The 13,325-nt window shown below is 69.0% G+C and carries 13 protein-coding genes; 11 read left to right on the top strand and 2 right to left on the bottom strand.

Features of this window, described 5'->3' with window-relative positions:
- Positions 1-226: 226 nt before the first annotated feature.
- Positions 227-5,167, bottom strand: coding sequence for a putative Ig domain-containing protein (locus tag CEK65_RS16130; protein WP_226980607.1), 4,941 nt, complete (start codon positions 5,165-5,167; stop codon positions 227-229).
- Here CEK65_RS16130 and CEK65_RS21220 point away from each other — a divergent pair.
- From CEK65_RS21220 to CEK65_RS16105, 5 genes are all read left to right on the top strand, one after another.
- Positions 5,073-5,477 (top strand): hypothetical protein, encoded by a 405-nt coding sequence (locus CEK65_RS21220; RefSeq protein ID WP_226980608.1) that lies wholly within the window; start codon positions 5,073-5,075, stop codon positions 5,475-5,477. The genes CEK65_RS16130 and CEK65_RS21220 overlap by 95 nt on opposite strands.
- Before the next feature lie 51 nt (positions 5,478-5,528).
- The gene (locus CEK65_RS16120) at positions 5,529-6,074 is read left to right on the top strand and encodes a tail fiber protein (protein ID WP_017909951.1); all 546 of its coding nucleotides are present in this window, start codon (positions 5,529-5,531) and stop codon (positions 6,072-6,074) included.
- Between the two features lie 68 nt (positions 6,075-6,142).
- The gene (locus tag CEK65_RS16115; protein WP_011260754.1) at positions 6,143-6,670 is read left to right on the top strand and encodes a tail fiber protein; all 528 of its coding nucleotides are present in this window, start codon (positions 6,143-6,145) and stop codon (positions 6,668-6,670) included.
- Positions 6,671-6,728: 58 nt separating this feature from the next.
- A complete protein-coding gene (locus tag CEK65_RS16110; protein ID WP_017909949.1) occupies positions 6,729-7,265 on the top strand; it encodes a tail fiber protein in 537 nt (178 codons plus the stop codon).
- A gap of 10 nt (positions 7,266-7,275) precedes the next feature.
- The gene (locus CEK65_RS16105) at positions 7,276-7,845 is read left to right on the top strand and encodes a GNAT family N-acetyltransferase (RefSeq protein ID WP_152182330.1); all 570 of its coding nucleotides are present in this window, start codon (positions 7,276-7,278) and stop codon (positions 7,843-7,845) included.
- On the opposite strand, the gene CEK65_RS16100 is transcribed toward CEK65_RS16105, so the two are convergent.
- Positions 7,838-8,125, bottom strand: coding sequence for a hypothetical protein (locus CEK65_RS16100; protein ID WP_017909947.1), 288 nt, complete (start codon positions 8,123-8,125; stop codon positions 7,838-7,840). The genes CEK65_RS16105 and CEK65_RS16100 overlap by 8 nt on opposite strands.
- A gap of 329 nt (positions 8,126-8,454) precedes the next feature.
- Here CEK65_RS16100 and CEK65_RS16095 point away from each other — a divergent pair, with 329 nt between their 5' ends.
- From CEK65_RS16095 to CEK65_RS16070, 6 genes are all read left to right on the top strand, one after another.
- Positions 8,455-9,246, top strand: coding sequence for an ATP-binding cassette domain-containing protein (locus CEK65_RS16095; RefSeq protein ID WP_152182329.1), 792 nt, complete (start codon positions 8,455-8,457; stop codon positions 9,244-9,246).
- A complete protein-coding gene (locus CEK65_RS16090; RefSeq protein ID WP_017909945.1) occupies positions 9,246-9,995 on the top strand; it encodes an MlaE family lipid ABC transporter permease subunit in 750 nt (249 codons plus the stop codon). Before CEK65_RS16095 ends, CEK65_RS16090 begins: the two co-directional genes overlap by 1 nt.
- Before the next feature lie 103 nt (positions 9,996-10,098).
- Entirely contained in the window at positions 10,099-10,638 is a 540-nt protein-coding gene (mlaD, locus tag CEK65_RS16085) for an outer membrane lipid asymmetry maintenance protein MlaD (RefSeq protein ID WP_017909944.1), read from the top strand.
- Positions 10,635-11,303, top strand: a complete 669-nt coding sequence (locus CEK65_RS16080; RefSeq protein WP_017909943.1) for an ABC transporter substrate-binding protein — start codon at positions 10,635-10,637, stop codon at positions 11,301-11,303. Before mlaD ends, CEK65_RS16080 begins: the two co-directional genes overlap by 4 nt.
- On the top strand, positions 11,293-11,610 hold the full coding sequence (locus CEK65_RS16075; protein ID WP_043093981.1) for an STAS domain-containing protein: 318 nt from the start codon (positions 11,293-11,295) through the stop codon (positions 11,608-11,610). Before CEK65_RS16080 ends, CEK65_RS16075 begins: the two co-directional genes overlap by 11 nt.
- Positions 11,611-11,613: 3 nt before the next feature.
- On the top strand, positions 11,614-12,696 hold the full coding sequence (locus tag CEK65_RS16070) for a VacJ family lipoprotein (protein ID WP_152182328.1): 1,083 nt from the start codon (positions 11,614-11,616) through the stop codon (positions 12,694-12,696).
- The last annotated feature ends 629 nt before the right edge of the window (positions 12,697-13,325 follow it).

Raw genomic sequence — 13,325 nt, 5'->3', positions numbered from 1 at the left:
CCCAGCCTTGTGCACCCAAACATCGCGGGTCGCTTCGCGCCGGACCCTCACCCCAACCCCTCTCCCGATGGGAGAGGGGCTAGCTGTTCCTTCTCCCCTCGGGAGAAGGTGCCCCAAAGGGGCGGATGAGGGTACGTGCGCAGCCTCGTGCACCCAACCATCGCGAGTCGCTTCGCGTCGAACCCTCACCCCAATCCCTCTCCCGGGGCGAGAGGGGCTCAAAGCGTCAGTACTTCTTCTCGACGTTGAACATCCAGGTCTGGTCGCTGCCGCTGTCGCCGTCGGTGACGCCGCGGTATTCCACGCGCGTGGACAGGCCCTGGTCGGTGCTGAACACCACGCCCACGCCCAGCATCAGCCGGTTGCGGTCGTACACGCTCTGCCCGGTGCGGTACAGGGTGCCGCCGACGATGTCGGCATACCCGAGCGTGGCGTCGCCGCGGCCCTGGAAGTCGTGCTGGTACTCGAGCCGGAACTGCGGCGTCAGCCGTCCCCAGGTCATCTGCCGGCGCCATTCCAGGCGCAGGCCGAGGTTGCCGGTGGTGGTGGCCACGTCCATGTCCTCGTAGCGCAGCGCATACGGCGCCATCGCCGCTTCGCTGTAGGCGTCAAGCGTGGCGCGCGCGGCATCCACCCGCGCGTACGGGGTGATCTGCCAATCGCCGCGCTGCAGGTCGGCACCGGCCGACAGCGACGCGATCCACTGGTGGCCGCTGCGGTCGCCTTCGGCCAGGGCGCCGTTGTCGGTGACGTAGCGGCGCAGGTCGTAGGACAGCAGTTGGTAGCCGACCAGGGTGTCGAAGAACAGCGTCTGGCCCGGGTGATAGCTGGCATACAGCGCCAGCGTGTACGCGGTCGACTTGCTGCGGCTGCCGTCGCGGCCGACATCGCTGTCGTCGCGGCCGAAGCCCACGCCCGCACCCAATGCGAAGGACGACGAGACGCGGTAATCGGCGCCCAGGCTCAGGCCATCGGTCTGGAAATCCACGCCGGCGCGCTGCGACTGCCTGTCCAGACTGCCGGAGCGGATCGCACCACCCACCCACAGGCCCAGATCGCCTGCCGCAGTGGCATCGCGTGGTGCCGCCGACGCGGTGTCGGCGCCGCCGTCCATGGCGCCGTCGCGCAGGTCGCGGTTGGCCGGGTCGCACGCTTGCGCGTCCAGGTTGCGATCGCTCTGCAGCGTGCGGTCGCGCTGGCGGCACTGCGAGCTGGCCTGGAAGCTCACGCCGTTGTCGAAGCCGCGCGCACCCCGGTGGGTCGCCTCCAGGCGGCGCTGGAAGTTGTCGATCTGCGCCTTGGCGAAGCGCCGGGTCGACTCGGCCTGCGCGTCGATCAGGCCACGCACCTGCGCATCCTGGGTCGGATCCCGGCGCGGCGCGATCACGAACACGATGTCCGCCGGGGCCGAGGTCGCGTATGCATTAGACAGGGTGAAGCGCACCGTGGCGTTGCCGGAGAAGGCCGGGTTCGGCACGAAGGTCAGCATGAAGCCCGGGCCGTCGTCCGCGGCCGCGGTCGGCACGCCGGCGGCACTGGCGGCCGCGCGGGTGATCGTCGCGGTACCGGCGTTGGCCGGCAGCACCGCGACCACGGCGGCCGCCACGAACGGACCGCCGGTGGCGTCGCGGGTGACGTCCAGGGTCTGCGTCTGCCCGGTCACCGCCGGCACCGTCACCGACACCGCGATGGGGCGGGCGTTGACGGTGATGGTGACCACGGCCGGGGCCGAACTGCCGCCGGCGCCGATGGCGGTGTAGTGCACGCTGTCCACGCCCACGTAGCCCGGCGCCGGCGTGTACACCAGGCGCACGCCATCGACGGTCGCGGTGCCGTGGCTGGGCGCGGTGGCGATGGCGATGCTGTCGATGCTGCCGGTGTCGTTGCCGGTGACCGCCAGGGTCAGCGCGGTATCCACGAGGGTGGCGCCGGTGTCGTTCGCCGCCACCGGTGCCGGCACCGCCGAGGCGATGGTCAGGGTGTAGGCCTGCGTGGCCGAGAAGCCGTTGGCATCGCTCACCTTGATGCTGAAGGCGAAGCTGCCGGCCGCGCTCGGCGTGCCGGACAGCACGCCCGCCGTGGTCAGGCTCAGCCCGGTCGGCAGCGCGCCGCTGACCACGCTGTAGCTGTACGGTGCGGTGCCGCCGCTGGTGCTCAGGGTCTGGTTGTACGCGGTGCCCGCGGTGCCGGCAGGCAAGGTCGGCTGCCCCGGAGTCAGGGTCGGCGCCGCGATGCTCAGCGTGTAGCTGCGGCTGGCCTGGCCGGGGACGCCGGCGGTGCTGTCGGTGACGGTGGCGGTGAAGAAGAAACTGCCCGCCTGGGTCGGGGTACCGGACAGCACGCCGGCCGCGCTCAGGCTCAGCCCGGCCGGCAACGCGCCGGTAGCGAGGCTGTAGCTGTAGGGCGCGGTACCGCCGGTGGCGCTGAGCGCCTGACTGTAGGCGCTGCCCGCGGTGCCGGCCGGCAGCGCCGGCGGCGACAGCGTCAGCGTCGGAGAGGCCACCGTCAGGGTGAACGCCTGCGCCGCAGTGAAGGCGTTGGCGTCGGTAACGCCCACGGTGAATGCGAAGTTGCCGGCCGTGGTCGGCGTACCGGACAGCACGCCGCCCGCGCTCAGGCTCATCCCGCTCGGCAAGGCGCCGGCATTGAGCACATAGCTGTACGGTGCGGTGCCGCCGCTGGTGCTCAGCGCCTGGCTGTAGCTGGCGTTGATCGCCGCTGCCGGCAACGTCGGCGGGGTGATAGCCAGGGTCGGCGAGGCGATGGACAGGGTGTAGGCGTGCGAGCCGCCGAAACTGCCGGCATCGGTGACGCCGACGACGAAGGTGAAGCTGCCGGCCACGGCCGGGGTGCCGGATAGGACACCGGCACTGCTCAGGCTCAGGCCCGCAGGCAAGGCACCGGAGCTGAGCGCGTAGGTGTAGGGCGCCGTCCCGCCGCTGGTGCTCAACGTCTGGCTGTAGGCGGTGCCCGCGGTCCCGGACGGCAGGGTGGACGGGGCGACGGTCAAGGTCGGCGCCACGATCGCCAGCGTATAGCTGCGCGACGCCTGGCCCGGCGTTCCGGAGGTGCTGTCGGTCGCGACCAGGGTGAAGCTGAAATTGCCGGTCACGGTGGGCGTGCCGCTGAGCGCACCGGTCGCACTGTTGACGGTCACGCCTGCCGGCAAGGCGCCGGCCGTGACGGCATAGGTGTACGGCGCGATGCCGCCGCTGGCCTGGGTGATCGCCGCGCTGTAGGCCTGGCCGGCGGTGCCGTTGGGCAGGGTCGTCGCCGGCAGCGTCACGGTTGGCGCAGCCACCGTCAACGTATAGGCACGGCTACCACTGATGGGCGACGCGCCGCTGTCGGTCGCGGACACGATGAAATTGAAGCTGCCGCTGCCGCTGGGCGTGCCGGTCAGCACGCCGGCGGAACTCAGCAGCATGCCCACCGGCAATGTGCCGGTGGTGATCGCGAAGCCATATGGCGCCGTCCCACCACTGGCCGTCAAGGTCTGGCTGTAGCTGGTGCCGGCGGTGGCCGCCGGTAGCGACGTCGGCGAGATCGTCACCACTGCATCGTCGTTGAGGATCGTGCCGGTGGCGGTGGCACGCGCGATGGTGGCGTTGCTGGCAGCGGACAGGGTCACCGTGAACGTCTCGTCCGGCTCGACGGTGGTGTCGCCGATGATCGTCACTGCGATGCTCTGCACGGTGGTGCCGGGCGCGAAGGCCAGCGGACCCGAGGTGGCGACATAGTCGCTGCCGGCAGTGGCGGTGCCGTCGGCGGTCCCGTAGTTGACCATGACGGTTTGGCCGCTGGCGGCGCTGAGGGTAACCGTGAACGTCGCCGTGGTGTTGCCGCTGTTGCCTTCGATGACGCTGACATCGCCGATCGAGAGCGACGGCTGCGCATCGTCGTTGACGATGGTGCCCTGGCCCTGTCCGTCGGCGACGGTGGCGCCGCTGACGTTGCTGACGTTGACGAAGAAGGTTTCGTCGGGTTCGTTGAGCGTGTCGCCGATCACCTGCACGGTGAAGGTGGCACTGCTGCTGCCGGCCGGAATGGTCAGCCCGTTCACGCTGGAGGAGATGTAGTCGGTGCCCGCGGTCGCGGTGCCGTTGGCGGTGGCGATGTCGAAGCTGACCCCGCCGCTGCCGGCCGGCTGGCTGAGCGAGACGGTGAAGGTGAACGCGGTGTTGCCGGAATTGCCCTCGTTCTGCGACACGTCGTTGACCGACAGCGCCGGCTGGTCGTCGTTGAGGATGGTGCCGGTAGCGCTGGACGGCGAGCCGACGGTGTAACCGCTGCCCGCATTGAGGCTGATCACCACGGTCTCGTCCGGTTCCACCGTGGTGTCGGGGGTGGGATCGACGGTGATGGTGCCGCTGGTCTGCCCGGCCGCAATCACCAGCGGCGAGTTGACCGCGGCGTAGTCGGTACCGGACGTCGCGGTGCCGCCCACGCTGAAGCCGATCGAGAGCGCCGATGGCGACGGCTGGCTCAGGGAGACGGTGTAGACCAGATTATTGCCGCCGTTCTCGTACACGCTGGCCGGCGACACCGCGATGCTTGCCGAGGGATAGTCGTCGTTGACGATGGTGGCGGTGGCGCTGGAGGGGTTGCCGATCGAGTAGCCGGTACCGTTGGCCACCTGGAAGATCACCGTCTCGTCCGGCTCCACCGTGGTATCGGCGACCGGGGTGACGCTGAAGCTGGCGGACGTCGCGTTGGCCGGCACCACGACGCTGGTGACCGCACCGGTGTAGTCGGTCCCGCTGGTGGCCGTGCCGCTGCGGGTCAGGTTCACCGTGGTCGCCGAACTGTTGGTCGAGCTCAACGTCACCGTGTAGACGAAGGGCGTGCCGCTGTCCTCGTTGGCGCTGGACGGGGAAACCGTGATGCTGGCGCTGCGCGAGGGGTTGATGGTGATGTTGAAGACGACCTGGTTGTTGTCCTGGTCCAGCAGGTAGAACGAGTCCGAGGTCGCGCCGTCCCCGTTGTTGGTATAGGTCACCGTCTGTGTGCCAGGACCGGACTGCTGGCTGAGCACGAAACTGCCGTGCGCAGGCTGCACAAGAGGATCGGTCATGCCACCGTTCGAGTCCCCGTCGCAGTCGCTGACGTCGAACGTCACCGATTGGCCCTGGTTCACGGTCGCGGTTTTAGGCGACGGACAGTACAAAGCCAGGCAAACCTGCGACGTCGTCATCAACAGCAACGCCATCAGCCAACGCAACGTCCGTCGCACGCCGCTCGATGCGGAGCATTTTGTAGACATATTTCGATTCCCCCAAAACGCGCCACCCCATGGGCGCTGGCAGCCATCCTGGTGCCTCGGACTTCGCGGAACATCGGCCCAGCAAGCATCGGCCATGCGCGTCGCGCGGCCATTGGAACAGCAAATTCGACGCCGCGTAAAGCAACAAATGCGTCACGTCTGTCTGGTTCAGCAAAATCGTCGCTTGCAAGTCGCCGAAGTCGTGATTAAGTAGTCTGGCGCCAGACACGAGGTCTGCCGTCATCCACTCCGGGGGGAGATCCGCATGAGCGAGTTCTTCATCGGTCAGATCATGCTGACCGGTTTCGCGTTTGCGCCAAAATATTTTGCGCAGTGCAACGGGCAATTGCTGCCGATCAATCAGAACCAGGCCCTGTTCAGTCTGCTCAGCACCCGCTTCGGCGGCGACGGCAAGACCACCTTCGGCTTGCCGGACATGCGCGGACGCACGCCGGTGGGCTACGGGCCATCGGCCGACCCGGCGTGGCAGCCGCCTGCGGTGCCGATGGGCCAGGCCGCCGGCGCGGAGACGGTGACGCTGGTAGGCGACAACCTGCCCCCGCATACCCACCTGATGACTTGCAGCAGCGCCAACGGTGACAACCGCATACCGACCGGCCGCCTGTTCGCCAACAACTACATCCCTACTGGAACTCCGCACGCGCTGTACGCTGCGCCAGGCGCAACGGTGCCACTGTCGCAGTCCACCATCGCCAATAGCGGCGGCGGCCAGGCGCATCCGAACGTGCAGCCGTACACCACGATCAATTTCTGCATCGCGCTGTCCGGCATCTTCCCTTCGCGCAGCTAGGCGCATCCGCATCCGGGCACGCCGCGCACAGTCGTGCGCGTGGCGCCTCATCGACCAGGAAGCATCTCATGGGTACTCCCTTCATCGGCGAAATCCGCATGTTCGGCTTCGGCCGTACGCCCCAGGGCTGGCAGGCGTGCGACGGCTCGCTGCTGCAGATCTCCGAATACGAACCGTTGTACGTCCTGCTCGGCACTGCCTACGGCGGCAACGGCACCAGCACCTTCGCGGTGCCGGATCTGCGTGGTCGCCTGCCGATCCACCAGGGCCAGGGACCGGGCCTGAGCAACTACCCGCTCGCCCAGCGCGCAGGCACCGAGACGGTGACATTGACGGAGCTGCAGATGCCGGCACACACGCATACCGCGCAGGCCACCACCGCCGCGGCCACCACCACCGCGCCTGCCGGGCTGTTGCCGGCCGCGGTCAACGGGAGCCAGTTCTATGCAAGCGACGTCACCGGCGCCACGATGCTGGCGCTGTCGCCGCAAAGCACGTCCTTCGCTGGCGGCAACCAACCGCACGACAACGTCATGCCGACGCTGACCGTGCAGTACTGCATCGCCACCACCGGCATCTTCCCGCAACAGGCCTGACCTCTGCGCCGCGCCGACACGGCCGCGGCACGCATCCGCTCATCGGAGGAATCCGCTCATGACCGAACCCTATATCGGCGAAATCCAGCTGTTCGGCTTCGACTACAACCCGTACGGCTGGGCGTTGTGCAACGGCGCCACCCTGCCGATCACGCAGAACACCGTGCTGTATTCCCTGCTCGGCGTGGCCTACGGTGGCAATGGCACCACCACGTTCCAACTGCCGAATTTCGTGACGCGCGCCGGCTGCCAGCAGGGCGCGGGGCCTGGACTGACGCCGCACACGCTGGGCAGCAATTTCGGCTCGGCGTCGGTGAGCCTGCAGAGCACGCAGATCCCCATGCACCAGCACGGGGTCACTGCTGCCTCGCAGCCGGATGGCACGAAGAAAACCGCTTCGCCTGCGAGCGGTGTCGCCCTGTCGACGCTGAACGTGAATACCGAGCGTCCGTTCCTGGCGGTCGCGCCGAACACGCAGTTCTCACCGACCATGTTGATGCCCACCGGCATCGGCCAGGCGCACGAGAACCGGCAGCCGTATCTGGCGGTGAACTTCTGCATCGCGTTGCAGGGCAACTATCCGGTCTTCAACTGAGGCAGGCGTGATGTCGATCGTCGCCTCGCCCGGCTTTCCGCAACGGGACGTCGGGTGGGCGGCGCCCGCTGCGCTGCAGGCACGCGGCATCGCCTTGCGTCCGACACGGGCAGAAGACTTACCCTGGCTACGCGACCTGTACGCCAGCACGCGGCGCGACGAACTGGCCGCAGTCCCGTGGCCGGAGCCAGCCAAGCGCGCTTTTCTCGACCAGCAGTTTGCCTTGCAGCATGCGCACTACCTGCAGCACTTCCCTGACGCCGACTTCCTGATTGTGGAAGACGCGCGCGCGCGGCTGGGCCGGCTGTATCTGGACCGCAGCACGGATCCGCACGTCCTGGTCGATATCAGCCTGCTGCCGGACTGCCGCGGCCACGGCATCGGCGGCGCGCTGATCGCGCAGGCACAGGCGCTCGCGCATGCGAATGGGCGCGCACTGACGCTGCACGTGCTGCATGCCAATCCCGCAGCCCAGCGGCTCTACGCGCGGCTGGGCTTCGTTGCCGGCGAGGCCGGCCAGACCCATCTGGCCATGCGCTGGGATGGCGCCTGCACGCAGCCGGACGCGCGCGTCAGTTGAACACCGCCTGATACAGGAAGCCGTCGCGTTCGCGCGCCACCGGCACCAGGAAGATGCCGATCTCGCCCAGGCGCGGATGGCGCATCTGGTAGGTCTGCTGCGGAAACAGAAACGCCGAGCCGTTGCGGAACAGCAGCGAGAACGGGGCGCGCCGCGCCGCGGGCGGCGTCGGCAGCGGCCGCGCTTCGACCAGCACGAATGCGACCTCGCCTTCGTTCAACTGCGCCGAGAACGTCTCGTTCACGCTTCCGGCGAAGTGTTCCAAGCTCAACAGCTCCATCCTTGACTCCAGGTGTGGTTCGGCACGGGCGCCATGCCGGCATCGTCGCGTGCCGTCGCGACGCGCACAAGCGCTGTGCGGGCATTTGTCCACACCGCCTTTTGTCCACACCTCAAGTGCAGCGGCGAGGCGCTGGCGCGGTGGCGGCCATCCCGAGCCGATGCGGCGTCGCCGGCGACCAATGCGCGGCCGTATGACACGCTGTTGCATGAACGGGGCGAAGCGGGCGCGCACACCGGCCCGCGCAGTGCCACAATACTGCACGGGCCAGTTCGGTTAAGTTCAGCCGAACGGATCGATCCTATGTTGTATTTTCGTTAAAGGTCGCGATGGCGTCTTCCGAATCCAATCTGGTGCAGTTGTCGGGCGTGCGCATCGACCGCGGCGGCCGGGCGATCCTGCGCGACGTCTCGCTGAGCGTGCCGCGCGGCAGCATCACCGCGGTGCTCGGCCCCTCCGGCAGCGGCAAGTCCACGCTGCTGGCGGCGCTGACCGGCGAACTGGAGCCGGCCGCGGGAACGCTGCAGGTGTTCGGCAAGCCGCTGCCGCGCGGCAGCCGTGCGCTGCGCGAGACGCGCAAGAGCATCGGCGTGCTGCTGCAGGGCAACGGCCTGCTGACCGACCTGAGCGTGGCCGAGAACGTGGCGCTGCCATTGCGCGCCCACACCCGCCTGCCCGAACCGGTGCTGCAGCGGCTGGTCGCATTGAAGCTGCACGCGGTGGGCCTGCTGGCCGCCTCCGACGCCTGGCCGCGCGAGCTGTCCGGCGGTATGGCGCGGCGCGTGGCGCTGGCGCGGGCGCTGGCCCTGGACCCGCCGCTGATGATCTACGACGAACCCCTGACCGGCCTGGACCCGATCGCCTCCGGCGTGATCATGAGCCTGATCCAGCGCCTCAACCACACCCTGGGCCTGACCAGCATCATCGTCAGCCACCACGTCCACGAGACCCTGCCGATCTGCGACCAGGCCGTGGCCATCGCCAACGGCGGCGTGGTCTTCGCCGGCACCCCGCAGGCGTTGCAGGCCAGCAGCGATCCGCTGCTGCAGCAGTTCCTGCACGGCCGTCCCGACGGCCCGATCCCGTTCGATGCGCCGCAGCGCGCGCGGAGCGCCGCCTGATGGCCATCGTTGCCCCGATCCGTTCCCTGGGCCGTGCCGGGCTGTTCTTCCTGACCGTGCTGCGCGGCTCGCTGCCGACCCGGGACCTGCTGGCCGAGCTGATCCGCGAGATCTACAAGGTCGGCGCGCGTTCGCTGCCGATCATCGCCGTGGGCGGCGCCTTCGTCGGCCTGGTGCTGACCCTGCAGGGCTACCGCACGCTGCAGACCTATGGCGCCTCCGATGCGCTGTCCACGCTGCTCGGCCTGTCGCTGTACCGCGAGCTGGCGCCGGTGCTGACCGCGCTGCTGTTCATCGGCCGCGCCGGCAGTTCCATCGCCGCCGAGCTCGGCCTGATGCGTGCGACCGACCAGATCAAGGCGCTGGAGCTGATGGCGATCGACCCGGTGGCCAAGGCGGTGGCGCCGCGCTTCTGGGCGGCGGTGCTGACCGTGCCGCTGCTGACCGGCATCTTCTGCTCGCTGGCGATCAGCGCCAGCTATTTCGAGGCGGTGGCGGCGCTCGGCCTGGACCGCGGCACGTTCTGGTCGGCGCTGTCGAGCAGCGTGGATTTCTGGGACGACTTCGGCGTGGCGATGCTGAAGTCGGCGGTGTTCGGCGGCACGGCGGCGCTGGTGGCGGCCTATGTCGGCTTCCATGCCGAGCCGACCATCGAGGGCACTTCGGTGGCCACCACCCGCGCGGTGGTCAACGCCTCGCTGCTGGTGCTGATGTTCAACTTCGTCATGTCGGCGCTGCTGTTCCGCTGAGCGGCGCCAACGCGGGGCCGGCCGGCGACGGCAGGCTCCGCGGCAACATCCCGGTCGCGGCACTGGCGCTGCGGCCACGCTGAATCAACAAGGTAGACACGTTATGGCTCTCCGTGGTCCCCGTCTCGAGTTCGCCGTCGGCGCCTTCCTGCTGCTGGGCCTGGCCTCGCTGCTGGTGCTGGCGCTGGCTTCCACCAACCGCCAGTGGGGCTTCGGCGGCCACCGCTACGACCTGGTCGCGCGCTTCTCGCAGATCGGCCAGCTGCGTGCGCAGGCGCCGGTGAAGATCGGCGGCGTCATCATCGGCCAGGTCGCCAAGATCGACCTGGACCCGACCAAGTTCGACTCGGTGGTGACCCTGTCCATCGACGACAAGTACAAGGACCTGCCGGCCGACACTTCGGCGGCGATCCTGACCAGTGGCCTGCTGGGCGAGAGCTATGTCGGCCTGCAGCCCGGCGGCGACCCCGACACGCTCAAGCCCGGCCAGGAAATCGCCTTCACCCAGCCGGCGGTGGACCTGATCCAGCTGGTCGGCAAGTACATGTTCGGCGGCGGCAGCGCCGGCGGCGACAAGAACGCAACACCCGCTGCCGCACCCTCTGCCGACCCCACCACGCCCGCAACGGAACCCAAGCCATGACGATCAAACTGCTTTCCGCCGCTCTCGCCGCCGCGCTGGCCGTGGCCGCGCCATCCGCCGCCCTGGCCCAGGCCGCCGCGCCGGCCGCCGCCGCCACCCAGGCCGGTTCGGCCAGCAAGGTGGTGCTGGAGAACAGCACGCGCATCCTGACCACGCTGGAACAGCGCCGCAGCGAGTTCAAGAGCAACCCGACCGCGCTGCGCCAGTTCATCGACAGCGAGATGAACAAGTCCTTCGACCGCGACTACGCCGCCCGCCTGGTGCTGGGCGTGCACGGCCGCGGCGCCTCCGACGCCGACGTCAAGCTGTTCGGCGACGCGATGGCCGACAACCTGATGCAGCGCTACGGCACCTCGCTGCTGACCTTCGAAGGCAAGCCGCAGGTGCGGGTGAAGTCGGAAACCCCGCTGCCCGGCGGCCGCGGCGTCAAGGTCTCCACCGAACTGCTGCGCAGCGGCGGCGACCCGGTGCCGGTGGACTACCTGCTGCGCAACACCGGCGCGGGCTGGAAGATCTTCGACGTGATGGTCGAGGGCGTGTCCTACGTGCAGACCTTCCGCAACCAGTTCGACACCCCGCTGCGCAACAAGTCGATCCCCGAGGTTGCGGCCGAGCTGCGCAACGGCACGCTGCAGGCGGCACCGGCGGGCAACAGTGGCAAGTGATGCGCCGCAACTGCGCCGCGACGGCGACACGCTTGCGCTGAGCGGCGTGCTCGACCGTGCGGCGGCCACCGCGCTGTGGCCGGCAGCGCTGCGCGCGCTGCCGGGCGCACGCGCGCTGGACCTGCAGGCCGTCTCGCGGGTGGACAGCGCCGGCCTGGCGCTGCTCGCCGAACTTGCCGCGCGCCTGCGTGCCCAGGGCCAGGCCGAGGTCGCCATCCACGGCGCCCCGGCCGGCCTGACCGACCTGAGCGCCGCCTACCGGCTGGCCTCGACCCTGGACTTCCACTCTCCCCCTGCGGCGAGCTGACACATGAACGTGCTGCGTATCCTCACCTCCCTGACCCTGGCCGCCGCCCTGGGCGCCTGCGCTGGCGCGCCCAAGCGCACGCCGCCGCCGCCGCCGGTGGCACAGACCGCGCCGGCCGCCGGCGACAGCGCCGCGGCTCCCGATGCGCACGCCGCGCCGGCGACCGCAGACAGCGCCACCGGCATGGACACCGGCGCCGCGCCGGCATCGGCAAGCGCGCCTGCGGCGATGCCGCCGGCGAGTGCTGCCCCGGGCGCCGCGTCGGCCAACGGCACGCCGACCTCGGCCGAGGACGACTACGCCGCGTTGTATGGCGGCGACCCGTACAACCCGGTCGCCGATCCGACCCTGCCGGAGGGCGTACCTGCACCGCAGAGCTACGATCCGTGGGAGAAGTTCAACCGCAAGGTGCACGCCTTCAACAACGTGGTCGACCGTGGCGTGGCGCGGCCGCTGGCACGCGCCTACGTCAACGTGGTGCCGCGGCCGGTGCGGTTGGGCGTGACCAACTTCTTCGACAACCTCAGTTCGCCGCTGACCATGGTCAACCAGCTGCTGCAGGGCCGTCCGCTGCAGGCGGGGCAGACCCTGAGCCGGTTCCTGATCAACAGCACGCTGGGCATCGGCGGCATCTTCGACCCGGCCACCGACGCCAACCTGCCGCGGCGCAGCGAGGACTTCGGCCAGACCCTGGGTGTGTGGGGCTGGCGCCGCTCGCGCTACCTGGAACTGCCGTTGTTCGGCCCGCGCACGGTGCGCGATGCATTCGGCCTGGTCGGCGACGCGCCGCTGTCGCCACTGCAGCAGATCGAGGAAGACCGGGTGCGCATCGGTCTGCAGGGCCTGCAGTTGGTCGACACGCGCGCGCAGTTGCTGTCGCTGGACAGTCTGCGCGACCAGGCGCCGGACGAGTACCAGCTGACCCGCGATGCGTGGCTGCAGCGCCGCAACTATCAGATCGAGAGCGACATGCGCGGACACAAGCGTCAGGACGACGATCTGCCGGCCTATCTGCGCGAGGAAGAAACCAATCCGACGGTGCCGGTGGATGCGATGCCGGTCCCGGAGTGGCGCGGCGGTCGCTGAGTCCGGCGCACGACGCACCTACGAAAAGCCCGGCTTCGGCCGGGTTTTTCGTGTCTGAAGCTTTTGCTGCCATCGCCTGTGGGCGCAGCGCGATGTGCGGCAATGAGCGCGCGGTTTGCAGTGGGTGATCGAGTGTCGCCGCGGACTACAGGGAGCAGCCTGCTTTGCTGTTGCTCCTGCTGTTGCTGCTGTTGCTGTTGCTGTTGATTTATCGGGGTCCCCTCGGCGCGGCAGCCACGGCGGGCGAATACCCGAAGGGCGACGCGCAGGATGCGCGTCGTTTTTCGCCGGCACATGGATGTGCCGTCGAAAAATGCCCGTCGTGGCTGCGAACCCGGAGCGCGAAGCGCGGAGGGCGCGCTGCGGGGTGTGCTTTCTTTTGGTTACTTTTCTTTGCACAAGCAAAGAAAAGTGACTCGCCGCCAGGCGAAAGCTCTGCTCTTGCACTTGCTGTTACGGCGGCTGGATTGTGGAGCGGCTAAGCCGCGTAGGCATTACCGATTACGTCGGTCGCGGCTGAAGCCGCTTGTGTCAAATAAGGGTCTATCGTTGTAGGTGAGAGCGGAGTGCGGCAGGCCGTTTAGCCGCAGTGCCAGCAAGCACGAGTAGGAGTCAGCGCCGCCGCACTC

Source organism: Xanthomonas sp. LMG 12459, assembly GCF_009192905.1.
In the GTDB taxonomy this organism is placed as follows: Bacteria; Pseudomonadota; Gammaproteobacteria; order Xanthomonadales; family Xanthomonadaceae; genus Xanthomonas_A; species Xanthomonas_A sontii.
Note: the sequence above shows the minus strand (reverse complement) of the source record. Positions and strands in the feature narration are given on the sequence as shown.